This window comes from Cohnella suwonensis (assembly GCF_042655365.1).
GTDB lineage: Bacteria > Bacillota > Bacilli > Paenibacillales > Paenibacillaceae > Cohnella > Cohnella suwonensis.
In genome coordinates, this window is record NZ_JBHSMH010000090.1 from 160,788 (window position 1) to 177,438 (window position 16,651).

Sequence of the window (16,651 nt, forward strand, 5' to 3'; positions counted from 1 at the left end):
ACAAATGTTTGCGTTAAAAGGCTTGTGTCACAATGAACTTCGATGACCGTTGAACTAAACAGGAACAGCAGCGATGTAGGACAATTAGGGTGTCTAAAGACAGCTTTTGTCCTAAGCCGATTCATCCCATGCCTGAAGACAAGGGCTTTCTCGGCTTGATTCTATAATTTAAGGGGAGTATGGAATGAAAACATTAGATGAATCGGGTATCTCCCATCTGCTTGAAAAAGAAGTTTACCGCAGAAAATTAAGCTTTAATCAGGATTGGAGATTTTTCCGAGGGGATTTGCAAGGTTCGGAAGTGGCGGATTGGGATGACTCTGCCTGGGAGGTCGTTCACCTTCCGCATACCGTGAGGGTAGAACCGGCGAATTGTAGCGGAGGCCGCAACTATCTGGGCATCGCCTGGTATCGGAGACATTTCTATGTGGATAAGGCCTATAGCGGTCGGAAAATATTCGTAGAATTCGAAGGCGCCAAGCATACCGCGGACGTATGGATTGACGGAAAACATCTGACGACGCATATCGGCGGTTATTTGCCTTTTACTTTAGATATTACGGACTACGTTGCCGCCGATGGGGAAACGGATCATGTGATCTCGGTGAAAGTAGACAACTCCGACATGCCGGATGTTCCGCCGGGCAAACCTCAAGGAGAATTGGACTTTTGTTATTTCGGAGGACTTTATCGTAACGTATGGCTGCATACGACGGATAAATTGCATATTACGGATGCCATTTACGCGAATCGACAAGCGGGCGGGGGATTATTCTTCACCTACTCCGAGGTAAGTACGTTTCAAGCTCAAGTCACGATCCAAACGCATATTTTGAACGAGTACGGTATGCCTAAAGCTTGCTCGGTCACCCATTATATCGTAGATTCCGATGAAGAAGTCGTTGGTATGGATTCTACTAGTTTGCGCACCATTGATCCTCATAAGGACCATACTTTCATTCAGACGGTTACGGTATCGGAGCCTAAGCTCTGGCATCCGGATCATCCCAATCTGTATACCGTGTATACCGTCGTTAATGATGGCGCGGTAACGGTTGACGCCTATCAAACGAGAATAGGCATTCGGCACATCCGATTCGACGAAGAGGGCTTCCATATCAATGGGTCTTCGATGAAATTAATCGGCGCAAACCGGCATCAGGAATACGTATACGTAGGAGACGCGTTATCCGATTCGATGCATAGAAGAGATGCCATCAAGCTCAAAGAAGGCGGATTTTCGATCATTCGAACGGGACATTATCCTCAATCCGCGGCTTTCATGGATGCCTGCGACGAATTAGGCTTGATGTGTATCGTGCCAACGCCCGGATGGCAATGGTTCAGGGATAACGATACGTTTACCGAAAGATCCTATCAAGACGTACGAGAGATGGTTCGATATCATAGAAACCGCCCCAGCGTCGTGCTCTGGGAGCCCATCTTGAACGAAACCGATTATAGCGAACAATATGCAAGAACGACTTACGAGATTACGCATGCCGAATATCCGGGCGATCAATGTTATGCCGCTTGCGATCACTATAAGATAGCGGCATCCGCGTATGATGTCGTTTACGGTCAAGCCGTTCGCGAGCATCAGGGAGCTTTTATCAGGGAATGGGGAGACCATTGGCTGGAACAAGCAGGTCCAAGGCAAACCCATCTTCGCTGCTCAAGGGGAACCAAAGACTTCTATCCGGGTGGCGAGTCGGGCATGCTGCAATCTTCTAAAGAACGCGCCGAAATTTTGAACGGTATTCTCGCTACGAAGGGACTTAGCGGGGGAGCACTGTGGACGGGCATCGATACGAACAGGGGCTACTATGATCATATCGCAGCCTGCGGCGCATTGGATATCTATCGTCTGCCTAAATATAGCTACTATTTATTGCAAAGCCAAAGCGTTAACGTTCCAATGGTATTCATTGCTAGTCATTGGACATCGTCCTCATCACGGGATATTACGATATATAGCAACTGTCAGGTCATCAAGCTTTATCTGAACGGAAGGCTCCTCGGCGTTAAGGAACCCGACTCCGTCTATGAAAGCATGCCTCATGCGCCTTTCCTATTCGAAAGGGTATCATGGGAACCGGGGAAATTAGTGGCGGAGGGCATTATAGAAGGGGTTGTCGTGGCAAGGCATTCCGTTCGGACGCCGGGGACTCCGGAATATCTCACTTTGTCCGTGGATGATTGCGGCGTTGATCTTCAAGCGGATGGCTCCGATTTAATTATGGTTCACGCCTATGTAAGAGATGCCAACGGAACCGTTATTCCGGATGCTTACAATCGAATCGCCTTCCGTTTGACCGGACCTGCTGAAATTGTCGGCGATGGAGACGACAGAGTGGGGTCAAACCCGATTGATGCGGAAGCGGGAGCGATCGGCGTCCTCATTCGCGCAACGAAGGAGCCCGGAACGATCATCCTGCACGCGGAGTCGGATGGTTTGAAATCGGTGACCGTAGAGATGATATCGAAGATCAGCTCTACGAAATATGTACCGGGAAAATCGCAAATACCGCCAGTGGGGAAACCGGAATACGATGCGGATCTCACAGCCTTTTTCTCGCCGCCGCCATCTAGGAACTGGGTGCATTGGAGCGATATCGCGATCAATAAACCGGCGACTGCCAGCTCGGAGCTTCCGGGATGCAACGCCAATCAAGCAACTAGCGACATCGTCGCCGATCGTTGGAGCGAACGCTGGAGCGCCGGCAATAACGAGCTGCCTCAATGGTGGAAGGTCGATCTTGAAGGGTTCTACGAACTGGATGGCAGTAAAATCTTTTGGGAAAGCGATAATACCGTGTATGACTATCGAGTTGAAGTTTCCGCCGACGATATCTCTTGGAAAACGGTAGCTTCCCGAAAACAAACGGGCCAGGATGAGGGCGTCGATGAATTTCATGAAACGGGAATCAGGTATGTACGCATCGTCGTGAATCCCGTATCCAAAGGGATGCCCAGCTTCTATGTAGTGAAAGTATTCGGGAAAGAAATGGAATAGGGAGGCGGGGCGGAATATGACCGGGAAAAAGCTTCGAATAGGCATAGTAGGCCTCGACACCTCCCATGCTTCGGCATTTACCCAATTGCTGCACGATAAGAACCACGCGTACCATGTGCCCGGCGGGGAAGTAGCGGTTGCTTTTCCGGGCGGTTCGGCCGATTTCGAGATGAGTTATTCGCGAATAGTCGGGTTTACGGAGCAAATACGCAATCAGTACGGCGTTACGATCGTCGATTCGCCGGAAGCGGTAGCGGAGAAGTGCGATGCCGTTCTTCTATTGTCGGTTGACGGACGGGTCCATCTCGAGCAGTTTCGTCGCATCGCCGCTTATCGTAAGCCTGTTTTTATCGATAAGCCCATGGCCGTATGTTCCGCCGATGCGAGGGCAATCGCGGAATTGGCACGGTTGCATGGCGTACCGCTGATGAGCTGTTCCGCTCTTCGTTATGCGGAAGGATTGACGGAGGCCTTGCAGGAATCTGAATCCGGCAAGGTCATCGGTATGGATTGTTACGGCCCTATGGCTCTTCAACCAACGCAGCCGGGTTTATTCTGGTATGGGGTTCATACCGTTGAAATGCTATATCGAACGCTGGGTAAAGGCTGCAAGAGGGTTTCGGCGGTTACGAATGAGGAACATGATTTCGTTATCGGCGAATGGGAGAATGGAATGATCGGAACGATTCGCGGCAATCGAAGAGGCAACTCTCAATTCGGCGTGCTGCTGCATAGGGAAAACCATACGCGGTTTATCGATGTCTATAACCATCCGAAATCGTATTATGCCAGCTTGCTGGAGAAAATCATGAGTCTGTTTACGACGGGAAAATCGGATATCGATGTGGAAGAGACGTTTCAGATGATTCGGTTCATGGAAGCGGCGAATGAAAGCCGCGTATCCGGTCTAGCAGTAAATTTGTAACTTATGGCTGGATAAAAGGAGAACTAAGATACATGCCGATGCTGGATATGCCGTTAGAACAGTTAAAGCAGTATGCGGGGCGTAATCCGAAGCCCGCGGATTTCGATAAATACTGGAGTCGCGCGCTTGACGAAATGAAATCCGTCGACGCGAACGTACAACTGGTCGAGAGTGACTTTCAGGTGCCGTTTTCGGACTGTTTCGATTTATACTTTACAGGCGTACGCGGCGCAAGAATTCATGCGAAATACGTGCGGCCGAAACATATCGCTTTACCTCACCCGGCAATCCTCCAGTTTCATGGTTATACCGGACATGCGGGAGATTGGAACGATAAGCTGATCTACGCTTCTCTCGGGTTTTCAGTAATTGCGATGGATTGTCGCGGGCAGGGCGGATCGTCGGAAGACACGGGCGGGATAAAAGGAACGACGCACCACGGGCACATTATTCGCGGGCTGAACGATACGCCGGACAATCTGCTATTCAGGCATATTTTCCTGGATGCGGCGCAGCTGGCGGGAATCGTCATGGAAATGCCTGAAGTGGATGAGAATCGCGTCGGGGTTACGGGACCCTCTCAAGGCGGTGGGATTACGTTAGCATGCGCGGCGCTAGAGCCGCGGATAAAGAGAGTTGCGCCTATTTATCCTTTCTTATGCGACTACCAACGCGTATGGGAAATGGATCAAGCGAAGGATGCTTATCAGGAGCTTAGAACGTTTTTCCGTTATTTCGATCCGCAACATACGCGGGAAGAAGAAATTTTCACGAGGCTGGGTTATATCGATAATCAGTTTTTAGCATCGCGAATCCAGGGAGAGGTCCTGATGGGCGTAGGCTTAATGGACAGCATTTGTCCGCCTTCGACTCAGTTCGCCGCGTATAACAAGATAACCGCGAACAAGAAATTGGAAATTTACCCCGACTATGGACATGAGGGAATGCCCGGCTTGCACGATAAAATCGTTCAATTCATGCTGAAGCTTTAAGGTGGGGGAGTTATCTTCGAATTGGAGAAGGGTGAAACGAGCATGCCGAATGAGGAATTAAGAGTCGCGGTGCTTGGCGCGGGAGCGATTGCCAATCAACATTTTGACGCGATCCGGGCTACGGAGGGATTTGCCGCTTGCGCGGTTGCCGACATCGATTCGGGCAAATCGGGTGAGATCGCCCGACTCTATGGAATAAAGGCCTATCGTGATTACCGGGAATTGATCGAACAAGAAAGACCGGACGTGGCGGTCATCGCTTTGCCTCACTTTTTGCATAGAGAGACAGCCGTATTCGCTGCCGAGCATGGATGTCATTTGATGCTGGAGAAACCTATGGCGTTGTCCGTATCGGAATGCGACGAGATCATCGAAGCCGGACGCAAAGCCGATATTCGCATCTTGGTCGGACATACCCAGCATTACATCGCTGAAAATATACTCGCCAAAAGCATCATCGAAAGCGGGGAATTAGGAAAGCTCGTCATGATTCAGGATGCCAGACATACGAACTATTTCCATGAATCGCGCCCGCAGTGGTTTCTTGATAAAGAAAAATCAGGCGGCGGTATTCTGGCTAATCTGGGTACGCATTCCATCGATAAAATTCAGTGGCTGACCGATCGTACCGTTCGTAAATTAACTGCATCCGCCAGTTATTACGGTAGCAGGGGAAACGTAGAAGGCAGCGGCATGATTTATTTGGAGCTGGATGACGGAGTTCCCGCTACGATCGTTCAGTCCGGATATCTGGGCGCGCCTCGCAATGAAACAGAGCTTATTTTTACGGGGGGCATGCTGAAGCTAGTAACCGGCGAAAGTCTATGGATCAGCCGAGGCGGAAATTATGAGAAGCTGGGTGCTACGGAATCGGCAAATCCATTCGAATTGCAATATTCCGACTTGCTCACGGCCATAAGAAACCATAGCGAAACTAGCTGCACTCCGGAATATGCCCGTAACGTCATTGCCGTCCTAGAAGCGGTATATCGTTCCGCGGAAACGGGTTCCGAGCAAATTCTGCGAAGGAGAAGTTAGCGATCGGACATATAATAAAACCAAGGCAGCCTCATCGGTTCAAGAGGCGGTCTTGGTTTTTATTAATGGGCAAGGCCACTCATCATACCGTGGCTTTACTTGCCGCTTCGTGCTCTGATAGACGTTTCAGTAATTCCTGTAACGCCGTCATCCGGCGACCGCGACGCTGCCCTTCCGCAAGGGAATTTTGCATAGATTCTACGTCCTGAGTACGAACCTTCCCACCATGATGGAAACGGTTGAATGCCTGATAATCTAGCGGCAGCATGTCCCGTTCCATTTTAATGTGTACTTTTGCCATCATGCTCGGCCTCAAGAACAAAGCCATCAACCTACCCAACAAACCATGTTGCGGGAGTGCCGATATTTCGCCTTGGGCACGGATGGCAAGCCGCCAAAGTTCCTTGTTCGCCACAACCTTCGAGAAGTCAGGCCAGCCCATTATGTCGCACGCTGCGTATGCAGGAAAGGCAATGCAGGAGAAAATGTTAAACAACGCCGGGCTTATTTGACCACAGCGCGAGACCTCACTGCGGTTGTAAATCTTGGCGAATTGATTTGCTGCAGCTTTGTTATTGGTTTCGACTTGGAAACCGACCCTGTTCGCTGTGTGCTTGTAACAGACAACGGCCATTGCTACCTGTGCAGGATCCGTTGGTGCATGTACAGGCAAGTTGGCGTTTCCTTGGTGACTTAGCATGCCGGAGAGAACTCCTCGCAGCAAGCGATCTTCCGCAATCTGCATGACCTTGAGATAATGCTCGCGAAGGCCAATCCCGGCACCGCACATAATGACGGTAGCTTTAGAAGCGCGTACCGTGCCGCCGAGCTTACGCAACAAGGCTATGCCTTCTGTCGTTAGGCTAGCATTTCCGTCAAGCGTAATGATGATAAACTGGAATGATTTATCCGCCAGTTCAGCGACATTCTCGATGACGCTGAAACCGGCAAAGTTTTTCAGCGTAGCATCGTCATAACAATAAAGCTGTTGAGGAGATTGGAATGCGGCTTTTCGTCCTTCTCGCACGAGGAAGGTAATGTCGGCACCGGACAAACTGAGATGGTATCCGACAGAGAGTCCTACTGCCCCCGCTCCTACAATTAGGATATTGGGTTTGTTCATGCCTTAACGACCTGGCCGTTGAAGCCATCTGCCGGTAAGGTTGCCAAAGTAACGATTTTATCGACTACCGTTGCAGGATCGCCCGTTCCATGAGGATTCTGTTCGGTCTTCAAGTTGCCTGGGTCGAACAGATTCACGAGGATGCCATTTTTGGCTTCTTCCACGGCCACCGTTCTCATTAATGCCTCCAAGCCCGCTTTCGCAGCGGAATAAGCCCCGAATCTTTCGTAAGCAAAATTGGCCAATCCCGAAGTAATCGAAACGATGCGACCAAATTGTTGTTCTCTCATAATAGGGAGGATGGCATTCGTGACCACGAATGCACTATATAAGTTGAGACGAAGGATCGAATCCCATATCGGATAGGTCATGTCATGAATCAAGCTGTATGCGCCGGTTCCACCGGCATTGTTAATTAACACGTCGACCCGTCCCGAATGGGCGAGAACTTGTTCCCGCAGACGCCCAACCTCATCTGGATTCGTTACATCGGTAGGAATGACAATGGAACGACCATTGGATTGCTCTATAATCCGAGCTACTTCATCAAGTTTCTCTCTACGTCGTCCGACTAAGACGACTTCAGCTCCTGCCGTTGCCAATTGGATGGCCGTCGCTCTGCCCAGACCGGTACCTGCACCGGTAACGATGGCGACACGATTTTTAAGTAAACTCATCTTTAACACTCCGTTTCGATTATTTCCATAATATAAACACCTGTTGATTAAATGCCACAGTGAAAGTATAATCTCATATGATCCTGAACCACAATAATCAATAAACGATTGAATGTTATCAATTCAACAAATCGACTTGAGTTTGTTCAAATGGATGGGGAAAGAGGGGAGCTTATGGTCGGAATAAAGAACAATAGAAGAACCAAGTATACGACAGAATTCATCAAGAGGAGTTTCCTTGCACTGTTGGAAACGAGAAAATTGCCTCAAATAACGGTTACCGATATATGCAAACTAGCAGACATTAACCGCGGCACCTTCTATCTGCACTTCAAAGATCCTTATGAATTATTTGAAGTGATTCAGCAGGAATTTAATCAAGAAATATTGGAGACGCTGCAAAAGGATCAAAGTCCGTGCACGGCAGATGGATCGTTAATCAAGCTTTTGAACATTATCCAAGAGAAGAAATCGATCTATCGAATCATGATTTCGGAGAGAGGAGAAATGAACTTCTTATCAGAAGTCTTGCTTGAGGTTTATCAAGATTATCTGCAAAGAATGGGAGACGAACCAATCAAGAAGAACCCGTCTGCAATGGACTATTCTTTTACTTATATGGTTCACGGCTCTATGGGAATTATTAACCAATGGCTGGAATCGAATGGGGAGGAAAGCGCGCTTGTTATTGCGGAAATCATCTCTTCTTTAACTCATAACACTATGAACGTAAACAGGGCATAGCAACGGACGATCTCTTGAAAACCTTCCGGAAGGAAGGTTTAATTTGGTTTGGAGATTTCATTATTTTTTTGAAATCGTTTTCATCCATTTATGGATAATGAAAATGTACATAGCCTACTGACTCCGTCGGTACGCTTTGGGAGACATGCGATAGATCTTGGTAAATTGCCGAGTGAAATAGTTGCTGTCGTTAAATCCGCTTTCAAACGAAATTTTCGTAATGGGAAGATTGGTCTTCTTCAATAAGGCGCATGCGTGTTCCAAGCGCAGTCTCTGAAGATAGGAGAAGGGGGTCGTTTGGTAATAGGATTGGAATATCCGGTTCAAATGCCTCACCGAGATTCCCGATTTCGCTGCGACCCCCTCAAGCGTCAGTGGCTCCAAATAATGGTCTTCAATATAGGAAATCGCATTCGCCAAGTGCATCAGATTGCTCTGCAACCCTTGCTCTTGTTTTTCGTACTGCCTGGACAAATAGACGACGAGTTCCATAAACCGCGAGCTCAGCATCGTCTGATATCCCTGCAGCTTGCTTTCATATTCTTCGATCATGGAGGAGATTAGGGACGAAACAAACTCAAGATTGGAAATCGGCAAGCTCAGTTTGCTTTCGTAGTGCTGTATATTGCGGAAAAACGGTTCCAAAATGAAAAGCGCCTGAAATCCTTTGGAGGTCCTTAGGTCGGGGCCGGCGGCTCTCAGCATTTCAGGCTTGTACATGATGTTGCAAATTTTAAAATCATGGGGGTCTTTGTACGCATGGGCGGTCGCGCCGTCGATGACGAATACGTTCCCTTTCTTGATGAAGGATGCCTCCGTGTTGACGACATGCGTGGCGTTACCGTTCAACACGATGACGAGTTCGGAGAAGTCCGAATGATTGTGCAAGTCCATGTCTTCGTCGTGCCCGCCATACTGAATGAAGAACGGGAATTGTTCGTCGGTCGTAAACCAGTTCAAATGTACGGTTAACAAACGGACGCACCCACTTCTCAAGATTCTCGTTGGACTGATGACTATATCATGCTATTTCATGACGAGAAAATCAAGGTTTGAAGACGATTTCATGCCTTACAATGCTAGAAGACAACATTGTGCAGAAAGAAGGGAGCGATGCGGATTTGTCTGTCATAACGTCGCGGCGAAGCGGTTCTTCAAAGGCCAACAGAGGAATCTGGCACAGCCTGGTTCAACAGAAATACTTGTATCTCATGTCGATCCCGTTCGTCATCTGGGTTTTCGTATTCAGTTATTTACCGCTATGGGGTTGGACGATGGCCTTCCAGAAGTTTCGGGTGGGCAAATCGTTCTTCGACCAGCAATGGGTCGGTTTCGAACATTTTCGGATGTTATTCCAAGACGACCAATTTTTGAACGCGCTTAAGAATACGCTGGCGATGAGTTCCATGGGTTTGATCGCGGGATTTACGTTTCCGATCCTGTTCGCCGTTCTCTTGAATGAATTGCGCCTGTCGTTCCTGAAGCGATTCGTGCAAACGGTTTCGTATCTGCCTCATTTCGTTTCTTGGGTCGTCGTGACGGGGATCGTCACGAAAATGCTCGCTACGGATAACGGCATCGTCAACCAGATTCTGATGAGATTGGGCATTATCGATGAACCCGTGCAATTCATGGCCCAAGCCGATCTGTTCTGGTATGTCGTCACCGGCGCGGACATCTGGAAGGAAATGGGGTGGAACGCGATCATTTATCTCGCGGCGATCGCCGGGATCGGTCCCGAGCTGTACGAAGCGGCCAAGGTTGACGGCGCCAGCCGGATTAGGCAAATCTGGCATATCACGCTGCCGGGGATTCGCTCCACGATCATCATACTGCTCATCATGTCCATCGGTCACTTGATCAGCATCGGCTTCGAGAAGCAATTCCTCCTCGGCAACAACCTGGTCAAAGAAAAATCGGAGGTACTCGATCTGTACGCGTTGAATTACGGGCTGGGCCTGGGGCGCTATTCCTTCGGCACCGCGATTAACATCTTCAACTCCGTCGTCAGCTTGATCCTGCTCTTCACGGCCAACGGCATTTTCAAAAAATATGCTAAAGAGAGCATTATGTAGGGGGACCGAATGAAAAACAAAATAAAAACGGGAGCTCCTCTACAGGACCGGATATTCGATGTTTTCGTCTATGTCGTCATTCTGCTTATTACGGTTTGCACGCTTTACCCGTTCTTGAACGTGCTGGCGATATCGCTGAACGAATCGACCGACTCGGTAAAGGGAGGCATCACGATCTTCCCCCGCCGATTCACGTTCGAGAACTTTTCGCTCATCTTCTCGTTCGACGGACTGTTGACCGGGTTGAAAATATCCGTGCTGCGGACGGTGGTCGGAACGATACTGGGGCTTATTAGCGCGTCCATGCTGGCGTATACGCTCAGTCGGATCGATTTTAAGGGACGAAAGTTCGTTTCGGTATTCCTGGCGCTAACGATGTATGTATCCGGGGGCCTCATTCCCGTCTACATTCTGATGAGAGATCTCAATCTGATCGGCACCTTTGCGGTATACGTGCTTCCCGGCCTTGTAAGCGCCTTCAACGTTTTCGTCATCCGCTCGTTCATCGATGGACTTCCTTATGAGATGCAGGAATCGGCCAAGATCGACGGAGCGAACGACTTTACGATATACTGGCGCGTCATTCTTCCGCTTACGAAGCCGGCGCTAGCCACGATCGGGCTGTTCCTTGCGGTCGGCCAGTGGAATTCCTGGTTCGACACCTATTTGTACAACGGCTCGAAGGAGCATTTGACGACGCTGCAATTCGAGTTGATGAAGGTGCTGCAGAGCACGCAGATCGGCAGCGGCGGTAATCCGAACGGTCGCGACATCAATCAGGTCATGAATCGAATCTCGCCCGAATCCGTCAAGATGGCGATCACCATCATCGTGACGGTGCCGATTTTGCTTGTTTATCCGTTTCTTCAACGCTATTTCGTCATAGGGATGACGCTTGGAGCGGTCAAGAGCTAGATCGTCTTGAGGAACCGGTATGTGCAGGGCAACCTGTTTATACAATATGAAATCAATAGGGGGAAGTAAGATGGTAACAAGAAAGCGGAAATTTGCGGCTGTATTCTTGGCATTGGTTCTCTCCATCGGTTTGCTGGCGGGATGCAGCGGGAACGGCGACGAGAATAACGGGAATGCGAGCGGAAGCCCTGCAACGGGCAGCGAGAGCGCTAGCCCGAGCGAGAGCGCGAGTGGGAGCGTAGAACCAACGCAAGCGATCGATACGTCTCCGATCTCCTTCTCTTTCTTTAGCGTAGGTTCGAACTGGAATAACATGCAAGATGATATCGGCAAAGAGATGACCATACGGACCGGCGTTACGCTGGATGCCGAAGTTTCTTTAGGGAACCCGGGGGAGAAAATAGGGCTGATTGCGGCCAGCGGCGAATACCCGGACCTCATCAGCCCAACGGGAGAACTGAACAAATTGGTTGATGCGGGAGCGATGATCGACCTTACCGATCTGATCGATAAGCATGCTCCGAATATCAAGAAGCTGTTCGGCGATCAAATCAAGCGTCTTCGCTACAGCAACGACGATAAGTCGATTTACGTCATTCCGACTTTCTCCGGCATGGACCACGTCACCTTCGTCGCGGGCGGCGGATTCGAAATTCAGCACCGCGCGGCGAAGGAAGCGGGCTACCCGCCGATCAAGTCTCTGCAAGACTATGAGAACGTAATCAAAGCCTACATCGAGAAGCATCCGACCGACGAGAACGGGAATAAGAACATCGGCCTCAGCCTTAACGCGGACGATTGGAGAATGTTCATCTCCGTCACGAACCCGGCCGCGGAGACGACCGGCAAATCGGGCGACGGCGAATACTATATCGATCCGCAGACGTCTGAGGCGACCTACCATTTCCGAACCGAAGGGGAAAAAGAATATTTCAAGTGGTTAAACCATATGAACGACATCGGATTGCTCGACAAAGACAGCTTCGTTCAAAAGTACGACCAGTATTTGGCGAAGATCGCCACGGGACGGGTAGTCGGTCTGATCGATGCGGATTGGGACTATCAAGATGGCGAGAGAGCGCTTAAGACGGATGGGAAAATCGACCAAACCTATGGGCATTACTCCGTCATGTTGTCGGATAAGTACAAGGACAATCGACACCAATCGACGGGTTTTATGGCCGGCTGGGGCATAGGCATTACGAAGGATTGCAAAGATCCGATACGCGCTATCCAATTCCTGGACTTTCTGGCTTCCGAGGAAGGTCAGGTCCTGATCAACTGGGGCGTCGAAGGCAAGCAGTACGTCGTGCAGGACGGCAAACGCGTCGTTCCGCCGGAAGTCCAGGACCGCATCACCAACGATAATGCGGCGTACACCAAGGAATCCGGCCTCGGTCTTTACGTAAACCTCGGCGCTCATTACGGCGACGGCGTCAAGGACTCCACCGGCAATTATTTCACGAAGAACTTCCCGGAACAAATCTTAGCGGGCTACACGGATGCGGACAAAGAAACGCTGAAAGCGTACGGCGCGACGACCTGGATGGACTTGTTCCCGAATCAGGACGAATTCCCGATTAAACCATGGGGTGCGGCATGGAACATCGCCATTCCGAGCGACGACGAAGCTAACATTCTCGCCAACAAGATGAAGGACATTACGTGGAAGCGGATTCCGGAAGCGATCATGGCCAAACCGGAGGACTTCGATAAGATCTGGGAGAAGTACCAGCAAGAGCTGATCGATGCCGGCGTCGAGAAAATGGAGAAGGGCTTTACGAAATACGTCCAGGATAAAGTCAAACTTTGGAACGAGTAGGAGAACTGCAGCATGCAATATAACAATCCGGTCATTCCCGGCTTCCATCCCGATCCGAGCATCTGCAGAGTCGAGGAGGACTACTATCTTGTCACAAGCACTTTCGAATATTTTCCGGGAGTGCCCGTATTCCATAGCAAGGATCTCGTGAATTGGCATCAGATCGGTCATTGCCTGACCACGGAACAACAGCTGCCGCTTGCGGGCGCGGGAAGCTCCGGGGGGATCTACGCGCCGACGATCAGACATCATGACGGTTGGTACTATATGACGACAACGAACGTGAGCGGGATCGGCAACTTTTACGTCCGAAGCCAGCATCCCGCCGGTCCGTGGTCGGAATCGATACCCGTCTCTCAGAGCGGTATCGATCCTTCTCTCCTGTTCGACGACGACGGCCGCGTATATTTTCAAACTGCCAGTTCAGGAGATCAGGGCGACGGCGTCTATCAATGCGAGATCGACATCGCGACCGGCGCCAAGCTGACGGAGAGTCGGCTGATCTGGAAGGGAACGGGCGGCGCGCATCCGGAGGCTCCGCATCTCTACAAGATCAACGGCCTTTACTATTTGATCATCGCCGAAGGCGGGACCGAATACGGCCACATGGTGTCGGCCGCGAGAAGTGCCGATCCTTATGGCCCCTTCGAATCATGCCCTAATAATCCAGTCCTATCGAACCGAAGCATGAAAAGCAGCATTCATGCAACTGGTCACGCGGATCTCGTACAGGCGCAAGACGGTAGCTGGTGGGCGGTTTGCTTGGGGATCAGGCCCGTATCCTACCCGATGCGTCATCATCTGGGCAGGGAGGTATTCCTTGCGCCCGTGACTTGGACGGACGACGGTTGGCCGATCTTAGGTAACGGGGCGCGCGTCGCGCCCGTCATGGATGCGCCGAAGCTGGCGGAAGTCCGGTGGCCGACCAAGCCGATCCGGGATGATTTCGATGATTCCCGTTTAGGATTGGACTGGATTTTCTTGCGGAATCCGACGCAAGATTCGTGGTCGCTCCAAGAACGTCCAGGGAATCTTGTGCTACGCGGAAACGGTTCGTCCTTGGATGAAGTCGGTGCCCCCGCATTCGTTGGCCGCCGTTTATGCCATTTCACCTGCGACATAACGGCATGCATGGAATTCGAGCCGACGGTCGAAGGAGAAGAAGCCGGACTGACGGTTAGGATGAACGAAAGGTATCACTACGATCTTGCCGTAAAGCTCATCAATGGAAGAAGGGCAGTCGTATTCCGGCGTACCGTAGGGTCGATGAGAACGGAACAACGCTTTGATTGCGGAGAGGGGCCATATGTTCTCAAGGTGGAAGCTCGACCCGAAACCTTTACCTTCTTCGTTCAACAAGGCCAATCGGATGCCATGGAGGCAGGCTCGGGCGAAACCCATCTGCTCTCTACGGAAGTGGCAGGCGGCTTCACTGGAGTCATCGTTGCGATGTATGCTTCAAGCCCGACGGGAACAGGTACGCAGGCGCGATTCGATTGGTTCGATTATCAACCGCTTGATGGATGATGACCAACAAGAAAATCGATATAATGAATAAAGAGGGACGGCGAAAGCCGTTCCTCTTTATCATTGAATGATGATTCAGCTTACTTAATTCACATGAACGACCACATCTACATTCACTTCTTGATCTCTCGGCCAGAACTTGAACGATAAGACGGTGTCATCATCCATCTTATTTAATAGATTTTTTGAAATATACACATAACTGCCGTCCGACCTGAAATCATCGTTATAATCCAAGCCGCCGTGAAGGCCATCGAACGCATTGTCCGGCATCCAGTTGGTCCATTCGTTTTTCACCGGCATCGGGAGCGGTTTACCCGTTTGGTAGTCGATCGTGTTCATTTCCAAGGCCGTAACGGTTGCCAGGGTAGTGCCATTAAAAGTCGTTGGAATCTTCAAATCCTCCGTTGCGGCTCCTTTGTCGATCGTGACTTCCGTAATGGCCAATTCAGGCGTTTTGTATTTAATCAAGTCCAGCAATTGGTCCGCGCCGTTCGTAAATTTGAATCTCAGCTGATCTCCAACGTCCAAGTGTTGGATGTAAGACGAGACGTATTCCTTTTTCAGAGTTAACGTAGATCCTGACAACACATAATCGGCGCCCTCGCTTAATTCAACTCCTCCATTATAAACGCCTTCCAACTGGTTGCCGTTTAGTTCAAGCTGAAGCACTTGGTCCGTGATTTCCGTACCATCTTTAATGTAAAGCGCGGCTTTGTCAACGAAGGAATTGGAAATCCCCTTGCTTGCATAAAGAATCGTATCTTTGAGAATCGGGTATATCCACGTTTCATTCTCGCGGTCGAATAGGTCAAAACCGATATCCCACAACATGGTTGCCATGCCGTATTTGTGCGCGGCCCGTACAAAGGAGTCGGTATAAATCCACTTGGAGTGGTTCTCTACTGTGCCCAGGGCCAATGTGCCATATTCGCCTATAATTACGGGAAGACCGATATTCCGTGAAAAAGCATCAAGTTGTCCGAACAGTTGATCGAAATAATTGCGGTTATTCCAATTGGTGATTCCGTACCACTTGGATACGAAGCCCCATGGATCATAATTATGGACAGTCATGATAAGATTTTTATCCGCTGGGTCAGGATTTTTGAACCCGTTGATCGTTCTTTCGATATTCGTATTTAATCCCGGCAAAATAACCAGACGTTCTTTGTTGTGACCGCCCGTCGAACGGATGACTTTCAAAATATTTTTGTTCATCAAATTGTACTGCTCTGCATCTTCGCTTGTACTGCCCTGCGGCTCGTTTAACGTTTCGAACATCAGCCTTTCGCTTCTGTTATTAAAGCGATCGGCAATTTGTTTCCACAACACCTGCAGCTTGCGATGTTTCTCTTCCAGGTTGGACGGATCGGACAGATTAGCCCATTCCCAGGAATCGTGGTGGACGTTAAGGACAACGTAGAATTCCCTCTCAAGCGCCATATCGACGACGTCCGATACGCGATCCATCCAGACAGGATCGACTAAATAATCCGGGGCCGGACCGATATGGTGCGTCCAGGTGACCGGAATCCTGACGCTTTGAAATCCACCGGCTTTGATATGATCGAATGTTCTGGCGGTCACGGGCTTATTCCAAGATCCCTCGGTTGGAATGGCGTCCAATGTGTTTCCTAAATTCCAACCGGCTCCCATTTGGATTACCGCTTCGAAAGGGTCAATACGGTGAAACTGGTGTTTTTCCTTACCGTTAGCCGCAAGTGCTCCATTAACAAGAACAGATTCCGCCAAAACCAAGATCAGACCCATTAGAAACATCCTTGAAAGCCTTTT

At 49.9% G+C, this 16,651-nt stretch carries 13 protein-coding genes; 9 read left to right on the forward strand and 4 right to left on the reverse strand.

From position 1 onward, the window contains the following. Positions 1 to 184 precede the first annotated feature (184 nt). Genes ACFPPD_RS21115 through ACFPPD_RS21130 form a run of 4 tightly spaced genes read left to right on the forward strand, consistent with a single transcriptional unit; the run spans position 185 to position 5,971 of the window. Positions 185 to 3,016, forward strand: a complete 2,832-nt coding sequence (locus tag ACFPPD_RS21115) for a glycoside hydrolase family 2 TIM barrel-domain containing protein (protein ID WP_209746229.1) — start codon at positions 185 to 187, stop codon at positions 3,014 to 3,016. Positions 3,017 to 3,032: 16 nt separating this feature from the next. Further along, entirely contained in the window at positions 3,033 to 3,941 is a 909-nt protein-coding gene (locus tag ACFPPD_RS21120) for a Gfo/Idh/MocA family protein (protein WP_209746231.1), read from the forward strand. 32 nt (positions 3,942 to 3,973) lie between these two features. Continuing rightward, positions 3,974 to 4,933, forward strand: coding sequence for an acetylxylan esterase (locus ACFPPD_RS21125; protein WP_209746233.1), 960 nt, complete (start codon positions 3,974 to 3,976; stop codon positions 4,931 to 4,933). Between the two features lie 42 nt (positions 4,934 to 4,975). After that, positions 4,976 to 5,971 (forward strand): Gfo/Idh/MocA family protein, encoded by a 996-nt coding sequence (locus tag ACFPPD_RS21130; protein WP_209746235.1) that lies wholly within the window; start codon positions 4,976 to 4,978, stop codon positions 5,969 to 5,971. Positions 5,972 to 6,053: 82 nt separating this feature from the next. Here the strand turns inward: ACFPPD_RS21130 and ACFPPD_RS21135 are convergent, their stop codons facing one another. Beyond that, the gene (locus ACFPPD_RS21135) at positions 6,054 to 7,094 is read right to left on the reverse strand and encodes a ketopantoate reductase family protein (protein WP_209746237.1); all 1,041 of its coding nucleotides are present in this window, start codon (positions 7,092 to 7,094) and stop codon (positions 6,054 to 6,056) included. After that, positions 7,091 to 7,771 (reverse strand): SDR family NAD(P)-dependent oxidoreductase, encoded by a 681-nt coding sequence (locus ACFPPD_RS21140; RefSeq protein ID WP_209746239.1) that lies wholly within the window; start codon positions 7,769 to 7,771, stop codon positions 7,091 to 7,093. Before ACFPPD_RS21140 ends, ACFPPD_RS21135 begins: the two co-directional genes overlap by 4 nt. Positions 7,772 to 8,017: 246 nt before the next feature. Here ACFPPD_RS21140 and ACFPPD_RS21145 point away from each other — a divergent pair, with 246 nt between their 5' ends. After that, positions 8,018 to 8,515: a TetR/AcrR family transcriptional regulator gene (locus ACFPPD_RS21145; protein WP_209746241.1), complete on the forward strand. Its 498-nt coding sequence runs from the start codon at positions 8,018 to 8,020 to the stop codon at positions 8,513 to 8,515. 114 nt (positions 8,516 to 8,629) lie between these two features. Here the strand turns inward: ACFPPD_RS21145 and ACFPPD_RS21150 are convergent, their stop codons facing one another. Continuing rightward, the gene (locus tag ACFPPD_RS21150; RefSeq protein ID WP_209746243.1) at positions 8,630 to 9,490 is read right to left on the reverse strand and encodes a helix-turn-helix domain-containing protein; all 861 of its coding nucleotides are present in this window, start codon (positions 9,488 to 9,490) and stop codon (positions 8,630 to 8,632) included. A gap of 236 nt (positions 9,491 to 9,726) precedes the next feature. On the opposite strand from ACFPPD_RS21150, the gene ACFPPD_RS21155 reads away from it, so the two are divergent. The 4 genes from ACFPPD_RS21155 (at position 9,727) to ACFPPD_RS21170 (ending at position 14,854) form a co-directional block, all read left to right on the forward strand. Beyond that, positions 9,727 to 10,590 (forward strand): ABC transporter permease, encoded by an 864-nt coding sequence (locus ACFPPD_RS21155; protein ID WP_378083247.1) that lies wholly within the window; start codon positions 9,727 to 9,729, stop codon positions 10,588 to 10,590. Positions 10,591 to 10,599: 9 nt separating this feature from the next. Continuing rightward, positions 10,600 to 11,505, forward strand: coding sequence for a carbohydrate ABC transporter permease (locus ACFPPD_RS21160; RefSeq protein WP_209746247.1), 906 nt, complete (start codon positions 10,600 to 10,602; stop codon positions 11,503 to 11,505). A 70-nt stretch (positions 11,506 to 11,575) separates the two neighbouring features. Further along, complete coding sequence (locus tag ACFPPD_RS21165) at positions 11,576 to 13,327, forward strand: ABC transporter substrate-binding protein (protein WP_209746249.1); 1,752 nt, start codon at positions 11,576 to 11,578, stop codon at positions 13,325 to 13,327. Between the two features lie 12 nt (positions 13,328 to 13,339). Beyond that, complete coding sequence (locus tag ACFPPD_RS21170; protein ID WP_209746251.1) at positions 13,340 to 14,854, forward strand: glycoside hydrolase family 43 protein; 1,515 nt, start codon at positions 13,340 to 13,342, stop codon at positions 14,852 to 14,854. 84 nt (positions 14,855 to 14,938) lie between these two features. Here ACFPPD_RS21170 and ACFPPD_RS21175 read toward each other — a convergent pair whose 3' ends face one another. Continuing rightward, a complete protein-coding gene (locus ACFPPD_RS21175) occupies positions 14,939 to 16,627 on the reverse strand; it encodes a cellulase family glycosylhydrolase (RefSeq protein ID WP_209746253.1) in 1,689 nt (562 codons plus the stop codon). Between the last annotated feature and the right edge of the window lie 24 nt (positions 16,628 to 16,651).